The organism is Acidovorax sp. Q11, assembly GCF_054950075.1.
This window is the reverse complement of sequence record NZ_JBUDZG010000011.1, coordinates 26,991-44,765: the sequence shown is the minus strand read 5'-3', so window position 1 is coordinate 44,765 and position 17,775 is coordinate 26,991. Positions and strand designations below refer to the sequence as shown.

The 17,775-nt window shown below is 68.3% G+C and carries 17 protein-coding genes; 7 read left to right on the top strand and 10 right to left on the bottom strand.

The genetic code is table 11. From position 1 onward, the window contains the following. Positions 1-86 precede the first annotated feature (86 nt). Entirely contained in the window at positions 87-2,180 is a 2,094-nt protein-coding gene (locus ACYZGB_RS11185) for a molybdopterin-containing oxidoreductase family protein (RefSeq protein WP_462388288.1), read from the top strand. A 96-nt stretch (positions 2,181-2,276) separates the two neighbouring features. Here the strand turns inward: ACYZGB_RS11185 and ACYZGB_RS11180 are convergent, their stop codons facing one another. The 4 genes from ACYZGB_RS11180 to ACYZGB_RS11165 all read right to left on the bottom strand — a co-directional run bounded on the left by ACYZGB_RS11180 (position 2,277) and on the right by ACYZGB_RS11165 (position 6,632). Beyond that, positions 2,277-3,341, bottom strand: a complete 1,065-nt coding sequence (locus tag ACYZGB_RS11180) for an alpha/beta hydrolase family protein (RefSeq protein ID WP_462388287.1) — start codon at positions 3,339-3,341, stop codon at positions 2,277-2,279. A 158-nt stretch (positions 3,342-3,499) separates the two neighbouring features. Beyond that, positions 3,500-4,663 carry an iron-containing alcohol dehydrogenase gene (locus ACYZGB_RS11175; RefSeq protein WP_462388286.1) on the bottom strand — a complete coding sequence of 388 codons (1,164 nt, stop codon included), beginning with the start codon at positions 4,661-4,663 and terminating at the stop codon, positions 3,500-3,502. 122 nt (positions 4,664-4,785) lie between these two features. Further along, the gene (locus ACYZGB_RS11170) at positions 4,786-5,457 is read right to left on the bottom strand and encodes an alpha/beta fold hydrolase (protein WP_462388285.1); all 672 of its coding nucleotides are present in this window, start codon (positions 5,455-5,457) and stop codon (positions 4,786-4,788) included. 251 nt (positions 5,458-5,708) lie between these two features. Then, complete coding sequence (locus ACYZGB_RS11165) at positions 5,709-6,632, bottom strand: LysR family transcriptional regulator (RefSeq protein ID WP_462388284.1); 924 nt, start codon at positions 6,630-6,632, stop codon at positions 5,709-5,711. A gap of 132 nt (positions 6,633-6,764) precedes the next feature. On the opposite strand from ACYZGB_RS11165, the gene ACYZGB_RS11160 reads away from it, so the two are divergent. The 3 genes from ACYZGB_RS11160 to ACYZGB_RS11150 all read left to right on the top strand — a co-directional run bounded on the left by ACYZGB_RS11160 (position 6,765) and on the right by ACYZGB_RS11150 (position 9,530). After that, on the top strand, positions 6,765-7,904 hold the full coding sequence (locus ACYZGB_RS11160; RefSeq protein ID WP_462388283.1) for an alkene reductase: 1,140 nt from the start codon (positions 6,765-6,767) through the stop codon (positions 7,902-7,904). A gap of 58 nt (positions 7,905-7,962) precedes the next feature. Further along, the gene (locus ACYZGB_RS11155; RefSeq protein WP_462388282.1) at positions 7,963-8,985 is read left to right on the top strand and encodes a zinc-binding alcohol dehydrogenase family protein; all 1,023 of its coding nucleotides are present in this window, start codon (positions 7,963-7,965) and stop codon (positions 8,983-8,985) included. A gap of 131 nt (positions 8,986-9,116) precedes the next feature. Next, positions 9,117-9,530, top strand: coding sequence for a VOC family protein (locus tag ACYZGB_RS11150; protein ID WP_462388281.1), 414 nt, complete (start codon positions 9,117-9,119; stop codon positions 9,528-9,530). Between the two features lie 188 nt (positions 9,531-9,718). Here the strand turns inward: ACYZGB_RS11150 and ACYZGB_RS11145 are convergent, their stop codons facing one another. Beyond that, positions 9,719-10,699 (bottom strand): Bug family tripartite tricarboxylate transporter substrate binding protein, encoded by a 981-nt coding sequence (locus ACYZGB_RS11145; protein WP_462388280.1) that lies wholly within the window; start codon positions 10,697-10,699, stop codon positions 9,719-9,721. A gap of 199 nt (positions 10,700-10,898) precedes the next feature. After that, a complete protein-coding gene (locus ACYZGB_RS11140; protein WP_462388279.1) occupies positions 10,899-11,906 on the bottom strand; it encodes a fumarylacetoacetate hydrolase family protein in 1,008 nt (335 codons plus the stop codon). 103 nt (positions 11,907-12,009) lie between these two features. On the opposite strand from ACYZGB_RS11140, the gene ACYZGB_RS11135 reads away from it, so the two are divergent. From ACYZGB_RS11135 to ACYZGB_RS11125, 3 genes are all read left to right on the top strand, one after another. Next, on the top strand, positions 12,010-12,792 hold the full coding sequence (locus ACYZGB_RS11135; protein WP_462388278.1) for an IclR family transcriptional regulator: 783 nt from the start codon (positions 12,010-12,012) through the stop codon (positions 12,790-12,792). Between the two features lie 20 nt (positions 12,793-12,812). Next, on the top strand, positions 12,813-13,961 hold the full coding sequence (locus ACYZGB_RS11130) for a DUF3108 domain-containing protein (protein ID WP_462388277.1): 1,149 nt from the start codon (positions 12,813-12,815) through the stop codon (positions 13,959-13,961). Between the two features lie 264 nt (positions 13,962-14,225). Beyond that, positions 14,226-14,525, top strand: coding sequence for a BTH_I0359 family protein (locus ACYZGB_RS11125; protein WP_063459254.1), 300 nt, complete (start codon positions 14,226-14,228; stop codon positions 14,523-14,525). Positions 14,526-14,673: 148 nt separating this feature from the next. Here ACYZGB_RS11125 and ACYZGB_RS11120 read toward each other — a convergent pair whose 3' ends face one another. The 4 genes from ACYZGB_RS11120 to ACYZGB_RS11105 form a co-directional block, all read right to left on the bottom strand. Beyond that, positions 14,674-15,756 carry an AbrB family transcriptional regulator gene (locus ACYZGB_RS11120; protein ID WP_462388276.1) on the bottom strand — a complete coding sequence of 361 codons (1,083 nt, stop codon included), beginning with the start codon at positions 15,754-15,756 and terminating at the stop codon, positions 14,674-14,676. 309 nt (positions 15,757-16,065) lie between these two features. Continuing rightward, positions 16,066-16,542 (bottom strand): hemerythrin domain-containing protein, encoded by a 477-nt coding sequence (locus ACYZGB_RS11115; protein WP_462388394.1) that lies wholly within the window; start codon positions 16,540-16,542, stop codon positions 16,066-16,068. An 85-nt stretch (positions 16,543-16,627) separates the two neighbouring features. After that, a complete protein-coding gene (locus ACYZGB_RS11110; protein ID WP_462388275.1) occupies positions 16,628-17,041 on the bottom strand; it encodes a ribonucleotide reductase subunit alpha in 414 nt (137 codons plus the stop codon). A 28-nt stretch (positions 17,042-17,069) separates the two neighbouring features. After that, on the bottom strand, positions 17,070-17,747 hold the full coding sequence (locus ACYZGB_RS11105; protein ID WP_462388274.1) for a nitroreductase family protein: 678 nt from the start codon (positions 17,745-17,747) through the stop codon (positions 17,070-17,072). Positions 17,748-17,775: the final 28 nt, after the last annotated feature.

The following is a 17,775-nucleotide window of genomic DNA, read 5'->3' as shown; positions in this document are numbered from 1 at the left end:
CTGCCGGTAAGCAGCCTCTTTGGCCCAGCCGCAAGGGTATGCACGCCGGTTCCAACCCCGATGGCAGTTTAACGATCAGCCCGCATATGTCCACGCCCTCCGCCGCCAATCCCATTCAAACCACACCGATTCAGGTGCGCGGCGCCTGCCCGCACGACTGCCCCGACACCTGCGCGCTGCTGACCACGGTGGACGAACATGGCGTGGCCACCCGCGTGCAGGGCAACCCCGAGCACCGCCACACCGATGGCGCACTGTGCGCCAAGGTGAGCAAGTACACCGAGCGCACTTACCACCCCGAGCGTGTGCTCACCCCGCTCAAGCGCAGCGGCCCCAAGGGCAGCGGCCAGTTCACCCCCGTCAGCTGGGACGAAGCCTTGAGCGACATCGCCCTGCGCCTGCAGTCCATCGCCGCCCGCGCGCCCGAGGCCGTCCTGCCCTACAGCTACGCGGGCACCATGGGCATGGTGCAGGGCGAGAGCATGGACCGGCGCTTCTTCCACAAGCTCGGCGCTTCGCAGCTCGACCGCACCATCTGCGCATCGGCCGGGGCCGAGGCGCTGATCCAGACGCTGGGCGGCAAGGTGGGCATGAAGGTGGAGTTCTTCGCCGAATCGCAGCTCATCCTCATCTGGGGCAGCAACTCCATCGGCAGCAACCTGCATTTCTGGCGCTATGCGCAGCAGGCCAAGAGGAGCGGCGCCAAGCTGGTGTGCATCGACCCGCGCAAGAGCGAGACGGCCGACAAGTGCCACGAGCACATCCAGCTGCGCCCCGGCACCGACGCCGCGCTGGCCCTGGCGCTGATGCACGAGTTGATCGTGAACGACTGGCTGGACCACGACTATATCGAGCGCCACACGCTGGGCTGGGAGCCATTGCGCGAGCGCGCACTGCAGTGGCCGCCCGAACGCGCGGCCGAGGTGTGCGGCATTCCGGAGGAACAGATCCGCCAGCTGGCCAAGGACTACGGCACGACGAAGCCCGCCGCCATCCGCCTGAACTACGGCATGCAGCGCGTGCGTGGCGGCGGCAATGCAGTGCGCGCCGTGGCCTGCCTGCCTGCGCTCACAGGCGCCTGGCGCCACCGCGCGGGCGGCGTGCTGCTGTCCAGCTCGGGCCAGTTTCCAGCGCAGCGCGGCGTGCTGCAGATGCCCGAACTGATGCCCGCGAAGGCACCGCGCACCATCAACATGTCCACCATCGGCGACGACCTGCTGCGCGAGGCCTCGCCCGCGTTTGGCCCGAAGGTGGAGGCCATCGTGGTCTACAACAGCAACCCCGTGGCCGTTGCGCCGGAGTCGGGCAAGGTGGTGCAGGGCTTCGCGCGCGAGGACCTGTTCACCGTGGTGCTGGAGCACTTCCGCACCGACACGGCCGACTACGCGGACTACATCCTGCCCGCTACCACGCAGCTCGAACACTGGGACGTGCATCTGAGCTACGGCCACACCGATGTGCTGCTCAACCGGCCCGCCATCGCCCCGCAGGGCGAAGCCCGCAGCAACGCCCAGATCTTCCGCGACCTGGCTGCGCGCATGGGCTTCAACGAGCCGTGTTTTGTCGACAGCGACGAGGCACTGTGCCGCCAGGCCTTTGGCGATGCCGTGGACTACGCCTTGCTCGAAAACCAGGGCTTTGCCACGCTGGCCATCCCCGATGCCCCGTTTGCCGAGGGGCACTTCCCCACGCCGTCTGGCAAATGCGAGTTCTACAGCGCCCGCCTGGCCGCACAGGGCCTGGACGGCCTGCCCGACCACCTGCCCAACTACGAACTGCAGGGCACGGACGCCCGCTACCCGCTGGCCATGATCTCGCCGCCGGCGCGCAACTTCCTGAACTCCACCTTCGTGAACGTGCAGAGCCTGCGCAACATCGAAGGCCGCCCGGTGCTGGAGATCCACCCCGACGATGCCGAGGCGCGCGGCATCGCCAACGATGCAGTGGTGCGCGTGTTCAACGACCGGGGCAGCTACCTGTGCCACGCCACGGTGTCGCGCCGCGCCCGGCCCGGCGTGGTCAACGGCCTGGGCATCTGGTGGCGCAAGATGGGGCTCGATGGCACCAACGTGAACGAGGTCACCAGCCAGGCGCTGACGGACCTGGGGCGCGCGCCCACGTTTTATGACTGCCTGGTGCAGGTGGAGGCCAGCCCCGCCGAGGTGGAGCTCCCCGCCTGAGCGGCTGCAGCAGCCCTCAAACCGCTATTATTTGAATAGCACAAAAGGCATATCCATTGCGCGCAGGCGGCCGTTTTTTCTCAAAATCCGCCGCACTCACCGCCACTGCCGCCCCAGAAACTCCGCCACCTGGTTCTCCAGTGTGGCGTGGTAGGCCACCCGGTCGAAGCCCTCGGGGTTGGCGGCTGCGTCGCCTGCGTCCGATGGCAGGGGCCAGGCGGATTGGGCCATGAAGGCAAAGTGCCCGGCACCCGGCACGGTGCTCGCGTCCACCCCGGGCAGGTGGGCCGCCACATGCTGGCCGTGGTACTTGCCCTGCAGCACCACGTCGCGCTCGGCCATGAGCACCTTCACCGGCACGGTGATGGCGGCCAGGCTCTGGGGCGTCAAAACCACGGCCATGGGCGCGAGGGCCACCACGGCGCGGATGCGGGGGTCGGCCACCGAGACCAGCGGGCCATCCTGCGCGCCGACCGCAGAAGCTGCCGGTGTCACGGGACTGCTGGCACCCTGGGCCGAGGAAAGCTTGCCCAGGCTGCAAAAGCCCGGATCGTCCGCCACGCTGCGGCAATGCTGGGCGGCGCGGGTGGGCTCGGCCTGTGCTCCGGCCAGTGCCAGCACGGTGTAGCCGCCTGCCGAGTGCCCCACGGCGCCGATGCGCGCGGCGGGAATGCGGGGGCCCCATTCGGGGTGGGCCAGCAACGCGTCCAGCACACGGCTCAGCTGGCGCGGGCGTTCGCTGAAGTAGCGGCCCGAGGTGATCATCGACCGGTCTTCCCAGTTGTCGCCCGGGTGGCGCGGCGCGGCCACCAGGTAGCCATCGGCCGCCAGGCGCGTGGCCAGGTTGTGGTGGCCCAGCTCATGGCCGCCCGTACCGTGCGAGATGAGGATCAGGCCCTTGAGCGGCGCGGCGGCCAGCGGCGCGCCCGGCGTGACCACCGGCCGCCACGGGCCCATGGGCAGGGTGCGCGCCACGGCGGGGGTGGGGTAGTACAAGGCCACGGTCACGGGCTCGGCACCCGGGACCACCAGGGTGCGCAGCCCGGCATACTGCGCTGATGCCGGGGTGGCCCAGGCCAGCATCGCTACAAAAGCAGCCAGCAGCGGGGCACGGACAACCCGCCATGTGGTGCGGAGGGCCAGGAAGAGGATGAGGATCACGGTGCGCCTTTCGTCAATGGCCGCCCGGGGTGGCGGCTTGACGGCACTGTAGGCAGCTCCCGCAGCGGGCTCCAGCGCCGTGCGACGAAACGCCGCTGCGCGGCGCGAAATGTAGAACGGAAGGCGCGAGCGTCTACCCGGCCTCCCTGCCCGACGGATTACAGCGCGGTTTCGAGGATGCGGCGGCTCACGGCGGGCGTGATCTCGCGCTGCTCGCCCAGGGTCACCATGCCATGCGCTTCGAGCTGCGCCACCACGGCGCCCACGGTGTCGGCGCCCAGGCCGTAGCCCGACAGGCGGGTGGCGATGCCCATGCTTTCAAAGAAGTCGCGCGTGCGCTCAATGGCGGCGGTGATGCGCTCGTCATCCATGCCGGTGGTGATGCCCCACACGCGCTCGCCGTACTGCAGCAGCTTGGCGCGTTTGGCGCCACGCCGCTCGTGCAGCAGCGCGGGCAGCACGATGGCCAGCGTGCGCGCATGGTCGATGCCGTGCAGAGCAGTCAGCTCGTGGCCGATCATGTGGGTGGCCCAGTCCTGCGGCACGCCCGCGCCGATCAGGCCGTTGAGCGCCATGGTGGCGGCCCACATGAGGTTGGCACGGTCGTCGTACACAGGCTCGGGGGCAGTCAGCAGGCGCGGGCCGATCTCGATCAGCGTCTGCAGGATGCCTTCGGCAAAGCGGTCCTGCACGGGTGCGTTGACCGGGTAGGTGAGGTACTGTTCCACCGTGTGCACAAACGCATCGACCACACCGTTGGCCAGCTGCTGGGGTGGCAGGGTGTAGGTCTTGGTGGGGTCGAGCACCGAAAACACCGGGTAGGTGTGATTGCTGCCAAACGCCAGCTTGGCGCCCTTCGCGCGGTGGGTGATGACGCCGCCATTGTTCATCTCTGAGCCCGTGGCGGGCAGCGTGAGCACGGCGCCAAACGGCAGGGCGCCCTTCACGTTGCGGCCATGTTTTTCGAGGATCGCCCAGGGGTCATCGCCCTCGAAGCGCACCGCTGCGGCAATGAATTTGACGGCATCGATCACCGAGCCGCCGCCCACGGCCAGCAGAAAGTCAAACTCGCCTTCGCGGATCTGCGCCACGGCCTTCATGGAGGTCTCATAGCTCGGGTTGGGCTCGATGCCGCTGAAGGTGGCGTGCGGGCGCTCGCCCAGCGCGGCGCGCACCTCGGCCAGCGTGCCGGTCTTCTCGGCACTGGCGCCGCCCACCAGGATCAGCACCTTGGCGGCAGCGGGCACGAGCTTGGCCAGGTCGGCAATGCGGCCCTGGCCGAAGGCGATGTGGGTGGGGTTGTGGAAGTCGAAGTTCAGCATGGGGGTCTTTCTGGGCGAGGCCGGCGCATGCGCCGTTGGGGGTCGCATTGTGCGACGCACCCGCGCCCCGGCGGCGTCGCGTGGGCGATAGCCCTGCGGCCGCCGCGCTCATCCCGGGCCCGTCAGCGAAAACCGGCAATCTGGTGCACGGTGTCCGCCAGCCGCTGGGGTTGCGAGAAATACGCAGAGTGGCTCGCCTCGATGGACGACACCGTGGCGCAGGGCGAGGCCGCGATCATCTTGCGCTGCAGCTCGATGGTCACGGCCCGGTCCTGCGTCAGCTCGATGTAGTGTCGGGGCACGCTGCCGTAACGCGGCGCCGTCAGCGCAAGCCGGGTGAGTGCGGGCAGCGAGGGCTCGGGCGTGAGCAGCGCCTGGGCCAGCGCCACGTCGGCGTCCGAGCAATCGGCGTACAGCGCGGGGCGGTAGGCCTCGGGCGCCAGGTGGTCGGTCAAGGTGCTGCGGCTGACATGGATGTGGCGTGCCACCAGCGAGGCCTTGTCCTGGCGGAAGAAGTCCGTCACCCGCTCGCCATGGCGCAGCATGTAGGCGGCCAGATAGGTCACGCCCACCAGCTTGTGGTGCCGCAACTCGGCCACTGTGGACGCCACAATGCCGCCCCGGCTGTGCGCCACGATGAGCGCCGGGCCATCCAGCGCATCGAGCACCCGGCACACATGCGCCGCCATGGCCGAGAGCGTGGTGCGCCCCCGCGCCACCCGCCAGTGGCGGCCATGGGCGGGCAGGTTGGGCACATGCACCTGGTGCCCCCGGGCCTGCAGAAGCGGGACCACTTTGTGCCAGCACTAGGCGCCGTGCCAGCTGCCGTGCAAAAGAACGATATTCATGAAAATGCCTTTGGGTCTTGGGGAGAAATGCCGGGCGCCAGATGCGCCACCAGCCGGGCGAGCGATGGCTTGGCGCCCCACTCCGACCGGAGCGTAAAACCGCCCCGCCCCAGGCGCTCGCTGAATCCGGACCACCGATTGGCGGCCGACGGCACGCCCCCCCCGCCCTCTCCTCCCTCGCTCGCGAAACGCAAAGATCAGGAGGCGACCTCTTGCTGCTGCAGCAGCGCCTGCAGCCGCGTGGCCATGAAGTCACGCAGCGCACGCACCAGCGGCGTGAGCTGCCTGCGGCTGGGGGCCACCAGAAACAGCGGGACCGCCTCGGTGGTCCAGTCGGTGCACAGTGGCACCAGACGGCCGGCGGCCAGGTCGTGCGCCACGTCAAAGTACGACTTGCAGGCAATGCCGCGCCCCAGCACGGCCCAGCGGCGCACGGCATCGCCGTCATTGGCCACGTTGTGGCTGCGCACGCGCACCTGCGCCTCCTGGCCCGCCGCATCCCAGAACCGCCAGCGGTCGTGCACATCCTCGCCCAGCATGAAGCACAGGCAGTCATGGTCCACCAGCGCATGTGGGGTGGGGGGCGCGCCGTGGGCCGCCAGGTAGGCCGGGGCCGCACACAGCACGCGCCGGTGCTCGGCCGCCAGCGGCAGCGCCACCAGGCCCGAATCCTGGGGCTTGCCATAGCGAAAGGCGGCGTCCACCGGCTCGCTGTACACATTCGCCATGCGGTCCGACAGTTGCAAACGCACGGTGATGCCGGGGTGCTGGGTCTGGAACGCATCCAGCCAGGGCAGCAGCACATTGCGCCCCAGGTCCGACGGCGCAGCCAGCTGCAGCGTGCCGCTCAGCGCACCCGCCCGGCCGCTGGCCAGTTGCCCCTGCACCTGCTGCAGCGCGGCCAGCGCGGGGCGGCAGTGCTCCAGAAACAACGTGCCCTCGGGCGTGAGCCGCAGGCTGCGCGTGGAGCGCACAAACAGCAGCACGCCCAGCTCGGCCTCCAGCCGCTTGAGCGCCGCGCTGGCCGCTGCCGGGGTCAGGTCCAGCGCCCGGGCCGTGGCCGACAGGCTACCGCTGTCCACAGTGCGCACAAAGATGTCCAGGTCTTGCAGGCTTTTCATGTCTTGGGCGTGGCGTTGAGCTGGCAATTTTCAAATTTTCTCTGAATATTCATTCAATCTTCAGCCCATTTAAAAACAAACAAGACAAAACGACCATACAAGCCTGTCCAGCCCACTCCACACGCTTCGACCATGACCCGCACTGCCACATCTCCTCTTTTTGCCCCTTTGGCGCTTGGCCCCCTCACCTTGTCCAACCGCATGGTGATGGCCCCCATGACCCGCGCTCGCAGCACCCAGCCCGGTGACGTGCCCAACGCGATGATGGCCACCTACTATGCCCAGCGGGCCAGCGCCGGGCTCATCGTGAGCGAGGCCAGCCAGGTTTCGCGCCAGGGCCAGGGCTACAGCTTTACGCCAGGCATCTATACCGAAGCCCAGGTGCAAGGCTGGCGCCAGGTGACCGACTCCGTACACGCCGCTGGCGGCCGCATGGTGCTGCAGTTGTGGCACGTGGGCCGCATGTCGCACCCCAGCTTCCACGGCGACGGCCTGCCCGTGGCGCCGTCCGCCTTGTCGCCCGAGGCCAAAGTGTGGGTGGTGGGCGACGACGGCGTGGGCCGCATGGTCGATTGCCCGGTGCCGAGGGCGCTGGGCACCGCGGAGATCGCGGGTGTGATCGACGACTTTCGGCGCGCCGCTGCCAACGCCATGCGGGCAGGCTTTGACGGGGTGGAAATCCACGGGGCCAACGGTTACCTCATCGACCAGTTCCTGCGCACCACGTCCAACCACCGCACAGATGCCTACGGCGGCACCATGGACAACCGCACCCGCTTCGCCCGCGAAGTGGCCGCCGCCGTGGCCAGCGAGGCGGGCGCCGAGCGCACCGGCATGCGCCTGGCCCCGTTCATCACCCAGCGCAACATGAACTGCCCCGAGATCATTCCGACCATGCTGCACCTTGCGCGCCAGCTGGACACGCTGGGCCTGGCCTACATCCACCTGGCTGAGGCCGACTGGGACGATGCCCCCAGCATCCCCGAGGACTTCCGCCAAGCCTTGCGCAATGCCTACAGCGGCCGCGTGATCGTGGCGGGCAAATACACGCCCGAGCGCGCGCAGCAGATCCTGTCATCCGGCATGGCAGACCTCGTGGCGTTTGGCCGCCCCTTCATTGCCAACCCCGACCTGCCGGCGCGTTACGCCGCCGGGCTGCCGCTGGCCGCATTTGACCCTGCGACCTTGTTCGGAGGCGCCGAGCAGGGCTACAGCGACTACGCCCCTGCCCACGCAGCCGCTGAGGATGCGGCAACCGCTGCTCTGGCGTAGCACCTCCGCCATCGCACTTTTTCCCGATCACCAATTCACCGACACACAAGGACCCGCCATGAAAGCCATCGGCTACCAAACAGCCCATCCCATCGACCACCCCGAGTCGCTGCTCGACATCATCCAAGCCGACCCCGTGGCCACCGGCCACGATCTGCTGGTGGAGGTGCATGCCGTCTCGGTGAACCCCGTGGACACCAAGGTGCGCAAAAGCAGCTCGCGCAGCGGTGACGGCCCCGACTACAAGGTGCTGGGCTGGGACGCCAGCGGCATCGTGCGCGCTGTGGGCCCGGAGGTGACGCTGTTCCAGCCCGGCGACCGCGTCTGGTATGCAGGCTCCATCGCGCGCCCCGGCACCAACAGCGAGCTGCACCTGGTGGACGAGCGCATCGTGGGCCACGCGCCGAAGTCGCTGGACTTTGCGGAAGCCGCCGCACTGCCGCTGACCACCATCACTGCGTGGGAACTGCTGTTTGACCGTCTGGGTGTGGCCCCTGGCAAGCAGCCCACCAACAAGACCCTGCTCATCATTGGCGCGAGCGGCGGCGTGGGCTCCATCCTCACGCAGCTGGCGGCGCGGCTCACCAGCCTCACGATCATCGGCACCGCATCGCGCCCCGAAACGCAGCAGTGGGTGCGCGACCTGGGCGCCCACCACGTCATCGACCACAGCCAGCCGCTCACGCAGGAGCTGGCGCGCATCGGCCACCCCACGGTGGACATCGTCGTGAGCCTCACGCAGACCGACGCGCACTTCGACCAGATCGTCGAGGCCATCGCGCCGCAGGGCCAGTTCGCGCTGATCGATGACCCGGTGTCGCTCGACGTGACGAAGTTCAAGCGCAAGTCGGTGTCGGTGCACTGGGAGCTGATGTTCACGCGTGCGCTGTTTGGCACGGACGACATGATCGGCCAGCACCGGCTGCTGTCCGAGGTGGCGCAGCTGGTGGATGCGGGGCTGATCCGCACCACGCTGGACCAGCGGTTGGGCAGCATTAACGCGGCGAATCTGAAACGCGCCCATGCGCTCATCGAGAGCGGCAAGGCGCGGGGCAAGCTGGTGCTGGAGGGGTGGAACTGAAGGGCGCCGGGGCCGTCGGGGCGGAACCGCTCAGAAGGCGCGAGGGATTCTGTATCCGGTTGAAATATACTGTGTTTAATATCAGCATTTCAAGTATAAAACCGGACACAACCACCCCAGGAGCCCCTCCCATGCTGGACCACATGACTTTCCGCGTCACCGACATCGCCCGCGCCAAGGCGTTCTACACCGCAGCCCTCGCGCCGCTGGGCTACAGCCTGTGTTTTGAAGGCAACTACGGCTCGAACATGCTGGGCTTTGCCTACCCGGACCCGGCCGAACCTGATGGAAAGAAGGCCGACGTGTGGTTCATCGACGGCCCCTCGCCCTACGGTGGCCCTCCCGCCACCACGGGCTGCCACCTGGCCTGGCGCGCCCAGAACCGGGCGCAGGTAGATGCTTTTTATGCCGCCGCCCTTGCGGCGGGCGGCAAGGACAACGGCGCCCCGGGCCTCCGGCCCGACTACCACGCGTACTACTACGGCGCTTTCGTGATCGACCCGGAAGGGAACAACATCGAGGCCGTGTGCCACCAGCCTGCGTAGGCGAAGCAGCACTGCACGCCAGGGCACGCCGCCAGCGAGTGCCCCCGTGGAACTGGCTTTGCCAGGCCACCGGGTGCATCCCCTCGGGGCTGAGGCCTGCGGCTCCAAGCCTGACTGCGCAGGCTTGGACAGGCCAAAGAGGCAGCACCTCTGGCGCATGCCACCGAGCGGCGCAGCCGCTCAGGGGGTCAATCCAGCTTCACCCCCGCCGCCTTGATGATCTCGCCCCAGCGCTTGGACTCGGCCCGCGCCATGGTGCGGAACTGCTCGGGCGTGCCGGGCAGGGCTTCCATGCCGAAGTCGTTCATGCGCTTGACCACGGCGGGGTTCAGCAAGGCCTTGTTCAGCTCGGCATTCAGGCGCGTGGTGATAGCGGCAGGCAAACCGGCGGGCGCCAGAATGCCCTGGAAAGCGAACACTTCGGTGTTGGGCACACCGGCTTCGGCCAGGGTGGGCACGTCCGGCAGTGCGGCCACGCGCTTGGCCGAGCCGATGGCCAGCGCGCGCACCTTGCCCGAGGTGATCACGGGCAGGCCAGCGGCGAGGTCCAGGAACATGCAGGGCACCTGGCCGCCCATCACATCCTGCAGCGCGGGTGCGGCGCCGCGATAGGGGATGTGGGTGATGAAGCTCTTGGTGCGGTGCTTGAACATCTCCATCGCCAGGTGGTGCGGCGAGCCGTTGCCGGGCGATGCGTAGTTGAGCTTGCCGGGGTTGGCACGCACGTAGTCCAGAAATTCCTTCACCGTCTTGGCTTCAAACGACGGGTGCACCACCAGCGCCAGCGGGAAGCGGCTGATGCCGCCCACGTAGCTGAAGTCCTTCTCGGGGCTGAACGGCAGCTTGGTGAACAGGTGTTCGTTGTAGGCCAGGATGGCGTTGTCGGCCGACATGAAGGTGTAGCCGTCGGGCTTGGCCGTGGCCACGGCCTGGCCGCCGATGTTGGTGGAGGCGCCGGGGCGGTTGTCCACAACGATCTGCTGGCCAAGCGTCTGGCGCATGGCTTCGGCCACAGTGCGCGCCAGCACGTCGGTGCCGCCGCCGGCCGGGTAGGGCACGACCCAGCGCAGGGGCTGATCGGGCCAGTTGGCAGACTGGGCCGCTGCCCAAGGCGCGGCGGTGGTGGCGCCTGCGGCGGCCAGGGCGGACAAGAGGGTGCGGCGTTGCATGGGGCTGTCTCCTTGTTGATACTATTAATTTGATAGCTACAAGCGCTTTCCTATCAGGCGGAAGCACTATCTTTTCTTATATTTTTGGCTGTGCGCACGGCGTTTGAAACCGGCGCACGCCAAGGCCAGTGCCACCGTGGAACTGGCTCAGCCAGGCCACGGGTGGCGTCCCCCTGAGGGGGAAGACGCCGAAAGCGGCTCAGGGGGCTGCAATCGCCTGGTCGATGGCACCAAAGATGCTGGCGCCGTCCTTGCCCTTGACCTCGATGCGGATGGTGTCGCCGAACTTCATGAATTCGGTGCTGGGCCTGCCGTCCTGGATGGTTTCGATGCAGCGCTTTTCGGCGATGCAGCTGTAGCCCTTGGGCCATTCGGTGCGGCCGTTGGCATCGGTCACGCCCTTGTTGCTCACGGTGCCGCTGCCGATGATGGAGCCCGCGCGCAGGTTGCGCGTCTTGGCCACGTGGGCAATCAGCTGGCCGAAGTGGAAAGTCATTTCGGGGCCGGCGTCGCACATGCCGACCTTGCGGCCGTTCCAGGTGGACTGCACGGTGAGGTTCACGCGGCCATGGTCCCAGGCATCGCCCAGCTCGTCCAGCGTAACGGCCACGGGGCCGAAGGCAGTGGCGGGCTTGGACTGGAAAAAGCCAAAGCCCTTGGCCAGCTCGGCCGGGATCAGGTTGCGCAGGCTCACGTCGTTGGCAATCATCACCAGGCGGATGCCGTCCAGCGCCTGGTCGGCGTTCGTGCCCATCTTTACGTCGCCGGTGATGACGGCGATCTCGGCCTCGAAGTCGATGCCCATGGCCTCACTGGGCACCACCACGTCGTCGCAGGGGCCAATGAAGTCGTCGCTGCCGCCCTGGTACATCAGCGGGTCGGTGTAGAAGCTCTCCGGCACTTCGGAGTTGCGCGCTTTTCGGACCAGTTCGACGTGGTTGATGTAGGCCGAGCCGTCGGCCCACTGGTAGGCGCGAGGCAGCGGGGCCATGCACTGGGCGGGGTCGAACGGGAACGCGTGGCGCGCCCGGCCACTGTTGAGCTGGTCGTACAGGTCCTGCAGCTGGGGCGAGATGAAGCCCCAGTCGTCCAGCGCCTGCTGGAGCTTGCTGGCGATGCCGGTCGCATAATGGGCTGTGCCCAGGTCGCGGGAGACGACAACCAGTTGGCCGTCGCGCGAGCCGTCTTTGTAGGTAGCGAGTTTCATGGTGGCAGGACCTTTGTCTCAGAAGGGTTGATGGGCACCGCTAGCGAAAATTACGCTTGGGTAAATTGATTTAACTAAACAAAACTCGCAAATTTTAGTGCACATGGACAAAGAACGTGCAGGAATTCAATCGGTCGAGGTGGGTTTTGCCCTGCTGGAGGGGCTGACACGCTCGCGCGGACCGCTGATGCTCAAGGATGTGGCGGCCTCGGCCGGCATGAGCGCGGCCAAGGCGCACCGGTATCTGGTGAGCTTTCAGCGCCTGGGCCTGGTCACGCAGGACCCGCGCAACGCGCGCTACGACCTGGGCCCCGCCGCCCTCAAGCTGGGGCTGGCCTCGCTGGCCCGGCTCGATGCCGTGCGCCTGGCGCGCGAGCGCATGCCCGAGCTCATGGAAAGCATCGGCCACACCTTGGCGCTGGCCGTGTGGGGCAACCACGGCCCGACCATCGTGCACTGGGAGGAATCGCCCCAGGCCGTGACTGCTAACCTGCGCCTGGGCGACGTGATGCCGCTGCTGTCGTCGGCCACGGGGCGGTGTTTTGCGGCCTTCATGTCGCCCGAAGTGGTGGCGCCGCTGCTGAAAGAGGAACTGGCCCGCGCCGTGAAGATGCGCCGCACCGACCTGCCCGCCACCATGGCCGAGGTGAAAACCCTGCTGGCCGAGGTGCGCGAACGCGGCGCCGCGCGGGTGGTCGATACCTTGCTGCCCGGCATCGTGGCCTTCTGCGCGCCCGTGTTCGACTCGGACGGCCACCTGGAGCTGGGTATTACCACGCTGGGCTCCATCGCCACCTTCGACCCCGAGTGGGGCGGCGCCATCGACGCGCCGCTGCGCGCTGCGGCCGGCCAGCTCTCGCGCGACCTGGGCGCGGGCAGCGCCTGACCCGGCCGCCCGCCGCGCCCATGCCCCGCCGCGCGCTGCTTGCCATCACCGCCCTGGTGCTTGCCCTGCACTGGTTGGTGCTGAGCGGGGTGCCACTGAGCTGGGACAGCCCGGCGCAGCCCACAGGGCGGGCGTTCAGCACCCGCAGCATTGCCGCACAGCCGCCCGCCGCCCTGCCCGCAGCGGCCACAGCACCGGCAGCCAAGGCCGCCCCGGCAGCGGCGCCTCAACCCGCCGCCCGAAAAAAACCACCGGCCCGCACCACGCCTGCCCCCTCCTCCACCGCAGCGCCCGCTCCCCCGCAACTGCCTGCCGACGCCGTGGCCACGGGCGCCGAAGTGGGCACTGACACAGCGCCAACCACCGCCGCCGATTCACCAGCGCCCCCCGCCGAAGTAGCGGCGGTCGCCCCCGAAGCCCCGGCATCTACCGCTGCGCCCGCAGCCCCCCCGACCGAAACCACCACGGGGGTGGACATCACCCCGCCGGGCGCAGGCACCGATCAGGCACCCCAGAAGACACCGCCCCCCGCCCGCCTGCCGCCGCCCACGCGGCTGGCGTTTGACGTGAGCGGGCAGGCCAAAAAGTTCGCCTACAACGCCCGCGCCGAGCTGCTGTGGCAACACGATGGCAACCGCTACGAGGCACGGCAGGAGATCAGCGCCTTCCTGGTGGGCACCCGCACGCAGCGCAGCGTGGGCGCCATCACGGCCCAAGGGCTGTTGCCCGAGAAATTTTCAGACAAGTCCCGCAGCGAACAGGCCGCGCATTTCGACTACGCCCAGGGCCGCATCACCTTCAGCGCCAACACCCCGCAGGCCCCGGCCAGCCCCGGCGTGCAGGACCGCCTGAGCGTGTTCATCCAGCTCGGCGCGCTGCTGGCGGCCGACCCGGGGCGGTTTGTGCCCGGCACCCAGATCACCCTCACCACCGTGAGCGCCCGCAGCGCCGACCGCTGGACCTTCACCATCGAAGGCCCCGAGACGCTGGACCTGCCCACGGGCGCCACCCCGGCCCTCAAGCTGCAGCGCCTGCCCCGCAAGGACCATGACCAGAAGGCCGAGCTGTGGGTGGCCCCGGCGCTGGGCTACCTGCCGGTGCGCATCAAGCTCACCCAGGCCAATGGCGACTTTGCCGACCTGCTGCTGCGCGAGAGCGGCGCGCCCTGAGCCGCGCCAGACCGGATCCCGCGCCAAGTGTTGCGGCCGCACACCACCGGGGCAAAAAAGCCCCGCGAGCCCGGCGCACTGCGGTTTTCGTGAAATACTGGTTGCAACAGGGTTGATGCGGTGCGGCAGGTGTTCTGGTCGGCGGGCCTTCTCAGGGCCCGACAAGACACCACCCCACCGCCGGGATACCCCGCAAGCCGCCCCCGGGGCTTGAACTCTGCGTGACTGGTGTCATCTGAATTTCAAATCAATCAGGGGAACACGATGCACATGCTATACGACTCAGAATCCTTCGTGGTGGTCCACATGCTGCCCGACGCCGTGGAGAAAAAGAGCGCCCAGGCACTCAACGACACCGCCCCCGCCATTCCCCAGCTCGCCCGCCACGGCTTCGAAATTGTGGACAAGCGTTCGGGCAAAGAGGTGTATCTGGACGGCTCCTGGGCCGAAATGTTCCAGGAGCAGATCCTGGCTTGGCAACGCGACACCCCCACACAGGAAGAAGTGGAAGACGCGCTGGACCGCTATGCGGGGCTGGCGCAGAACCCGGTGGTGGTGCACTAAGACACCCCCCTGAGCCGCTGCGCGGCTTCCCCCCGCTCTCGCTACGCTGCGCTTCGCGGGCAGGGGGACGATGCCCTCGCTGCGGGGCGGCCCTTGCTTGGCATCCCTGGCCCTGGGGCGCGCCAGTTTTGTCGTGCAGTTCTTCTTTTCAAACCTTTAGTGCCTGGTGTTCGTCCCTGGGATAAATCCGCCGGTACAGCGGGTCCACCAGCATCAGCACCGCAATCAGTCGGCACACCTGAAACGCCGTGACCACCGGCACGCCCAGCTGCAGCACCTTGGCCGTGATGGCCATTTCGGTGATGCCACCGGGGGAAGTGCCCAGCAGCAGCGTGACCCAGGGCAGGCCCGTGGCCCAGGCCAGCGCCCCGGCGAACAGCGCACACACCCCCATCAGCCCCAGAGTGCCCACGGCCACCGTGGCCAGCCAGCGCGGCGCGGTGTGCAAGAACTCCCGGCGAAAGCGCACGCCCAGGCTCACACCAATCACCAGCTGCGCGGCATTCACCAGTCCCTGCGGCACGGCCGACAGGCCCAGGCCCACCATGGTGAGCCCCATGGACACCAGCATCGCGCCCATGAACCAGGGGTTGGCGCGGCCCAGCCGGTCCATCACCACCGCGCCCGCGCCGGTCATCAGCGCCATCAAGGCGAGCCCGGGCCAGCTCACCACCCGCAGCGTGGGCGGCAGGATGTCGAGGCCGTGCAAACCGCTCCACTGCAGTGCAAACGGAATGGTCACGGTGACGATGAGCAGGCGCAGGCTGTGGCTGGCTGCCACCAGATCGGTGCGCGCGTTTTCACGTTCGGACAGCAACGTCATCTCGGACGCCGCCCCAATAGCCCCGGCAAAGTAGCTGGTGGCGCGCAGCATGGGCGCGGGCACGCCATGCATGCGCGGCGCATGCACGCGGTACAGCCAGGCGCCAAACAGCCAGCCCAGGACCAGCGCCCACACAATGCCCAGCACGATGGCCCACCACAGGCCGCCGATCAGCGCCACCACATCGGGTGTGAAGTACAGGCCCAACGCCGCGCCGATGGTCCACTGCCCGGCGTTGCGCAGCGGGCCCCAGCTTTCGGTGGGCCCGCCCGCCATCGACACCAGCGAAGTGGCCAGCAGCGGGCCGATCATCCAGGGCAGCGGGGTGTGGAGTGCGACGCAGGCGGCAGCGGCGGCCCAGGCCAGGGCCAGTGTGGCGAGAACACGGGCAGCAAAAGGGAAGCGCATACAAACAGAACGGAGAACGGCGGGCCGGGGGTGGAAAGCAGGCGTTGGGCCAGACGCCGTGCGACGATCCGCCGAGCCCCTGACGGGGCCGATGGTGTTCGCATGCGCGTCCACAACCCATGACACCGCCAAGTATCACGCCACCGTCCAGGCGCCGCTGCGACCAGGCCCTGCCCAGGCAGCATGGCAGGCATCGCCAGAAGGAAACCGTTGCGGTGCCTTCTTTTCAGGTGACTATTTCAAGCAAAAACAGGCCTTTGCGCGCGACCAGCATATCGAAACAGCTATCCAATCTATAGCAAACAAGCATCAGGCACCGCGCCGCACTGCCATCTCCTGCCCCATGGCCACCAGCGTGGCGGGGGCCAGCAGCGCCACCGCTGCGGGGTAGGCCGTACCTTCTTCCGCCGTGATATGGCCCACGTAGCGCTGGGCAAACCGGTCCAGTGCCGCGTCGTCCTCGGGCGTGAAGGCGGCAGCGGCTGCATCGGCCAGCGCCCGCAGGGGCACACGCGCAGCGGCCCAGTCGGTCGTCATCGCCACATGGTCCTGCTGCAGCCGCTGCACCAGCGCCCGCACTTCGGGGCCGGCCTGGGCCAGCAGCAGCGGGAACACATGCATTTCCTCGTCCTGGTGGTGCAGCGGCGCAGCGATGTCGAAGTAGCGCAGCACATCGCGCGCTGCCTGGCGGGCGTCTGCGTCGGCCCCGTGCTGGTGCACATGGGCACGCAGCCGGTCCAGCAGGGCCAGGGTGCGCAACACGCGCTCGTGGCAGGCCTCCAGCATGGCGAAGGGTTGCTCAAACCCCACCGCCGGTGCGCTGAAGCCGGGCAGGTGGCGGGCTGTGCCCGAGGGGGTCGCAGACACCGTCTCAGCCCAGGCGCACAGGCTGGCCCTGGCGGTTGAACGGGATGTAGGCGCCGTGCGCGCCGCCCTTGATCGCGTCCACCATGCGCTGCAGGGGCGCCTCGGCGTCGGCGCTGGTGGGTGCCTGGTTCAAAGTGCCGGGCAGCGCCGCCGCAAACACCATGGCCCAGTCGTGGCCGGGGGCTGTGAACTGCTGTGCCTCTTCCACCAGGGCGCTGAACGACGCCAGCTCCTGCGGCGTCTTGTCCACACACATCAGTGGCACCAGGGCGCCCCCCTGCCCCGCTTCAAAACGGGCGCGCTGCGCGGGGGTCGCGTCATCGGGCAATTCGGCGGCGGCAAACACAAACAGCAGGCGCTGGGGCTCGGGTTGCATGCGCGCGGCATGCAGCAGGTCGTCGAAGCTGGCAATTTCCATCACAAAGTCTCGCAATCAAAAAAACAGATCAAAAGCCGGGCACCACACCCCGGTCGGCGTCCAGCGTGCTCACATAGGCATGGGCCACGGGCCGCGCGCGCACGGCCTTGCGCGACAACACGGTGCCGATGCTGACAAAACACAGGGCCAACTCGGACGGCGCCAGCTGGAACAGAGCACGCAGGCTGTCGGCCTTGAGCGCCTTGCCACTAGTGAGCGCCGAGCCATAGCCCTGCGCCGTGGCCATGAGCAGCATGTTCTGCACGGCACAACCGGCCGAGACGGTGCGCTCGGCCAGGTCAATGTCGGCATCGCCGCGTTCGGCATCCACCACGGCCAGCAGCAGCACGGGCGAGCGGTAGGCCTTCTCGCGCGCCTGCTCGGCCTGCTCGGGCGTAGCGGCGGGGTCGCGCTCCAGCAGGGCCTGAGCAAACACGTCGGCCAGGGGTTTGCGCGACGCCTCGGGCACCAGCACAAAACGCCAGGGCACCAGCTGGCCATGGTCGGGCGCATGGGCAGCGGCGCTCAGGATCTGTGCCAGCTCCGCCGCACTGGGCCCCGGCGTGCCCAGGCGCTTGGGCAGGATGGTCTGGCGCGACTGGATCAGTGCTGCCGCCGTACCCGCCACATCGTCGGCCACGGGCGCTCGCGCGGCGGAGGTTGCGGATTTGGGCGAAGGGCTCAAAGGCCAGGGGATGACAGCCATGACAAAAATCCTTGAAAGGGCGCATTGC

Coding starts and splice junctions, on each gene's coding strand:
- ACYZGB_RS11105 (WP_462388274.1), bottom strand. CDS start 17,747: ATGGCTGTCATCCCCTGGCCTTTGAGCCCTTCGCCCAAATCCGCAACC.
- ACYZGB_RS11130 (WP_462388277.1), top strand. CDS start 12,813: ATGCCCCGCCGCGCGCTGCTTGCCATCACCGCCCTGGTGCTTGCCCTG.
- ACYZGB_RS11140 (WP_462388279.1), bottom strand. CDS start 11,906: ATGAAACTCGCTACCTACAAAGACGGCTCGCGCGACGGCCAACTGGTT.
- ACYZGB_RS11115 (WP_462388394.1), bottom strand. CDS start 16,542: ATGCTGGAGGCCTGCCACGAGCGCGTGTTGCGCACCCTGGCCCTGCTG.
- ACYZGB_RS11165 (WP_462388284.1), bottom strand. CDS start 6,632: ATGAAAAGCCTGCAAGACCTGGACATCTTTGTGCGCACTGTGGACAGC.
- ACYZGB_RS11135 (WP_462388278.1), top strand. CDS start 12,010: ATGGACAAAGAACGTGCAGGAATTCAATCGGTCGAGGTGGGTTTTGCC.
- ACYZGB_RS11160 (WP_462388283.1), top strand. CDS start 6,765: ATGACCCGCACTGCCACATCTCCTCTTTTTGCCCCTTTGGCGCTTGGC.
- ACYZGB_RS11125 (WP_063459254.1), top strand. CDS start 14,226: ATGCACATGCTATACGACTCAGAATCCTTCGTGGTGGTCCACATGCTG.
- ACYZGB_RS11120 (WP_462388276.1), bottom strand. CDS start 15,756: ATGCGCTTCCCTTTTGCTGCCCGTGTTCTCGCCACACTGGCCCTGGCC.
- ACYZGB_RS11185 (WP_462388288.1), top strand. CDS start 87: ATGTCCACGCCCTCCGCCGCCAATCCCATTCAAACCACACCGATTCAG.
- ACYZGB_RS11145 (WP_462388280.1), bottom strand. CDS start 10,699: ATGCAACGCCGCACCCTCTTGTCCGCCCTGGCCGCCGCAGGCGCCACC.
- ACYZGB_RS11155 (WP_462388282.1), top strand. CDS start 7,963: ATGAAAGCCATCGGCTACCAAACAGCCCATCCCATCGACCACCCCGAG.
- ACYZGB_RS11110 (WP_462388275.1), bottom strand. CDS start 17,041: ATGGAAATTGCCAGCTTCGACGACCTGCTGCATGCCGCGCGCATGCAA.
- ACYZGB_RS11150 (WP_462388281.1), top strand. CDS start 9,117: ATGCTGGACCACATGACTTTCCGCGTCACCGACATCGCCCGCGCCAAG.
- ACYZGB_RS11175 (WP_462388286.1), bottom strand. CDS start 4,663: ATGCTGAACTTCGACTTCCACAACCCCACCCACATCGCCTTCGGCCAG.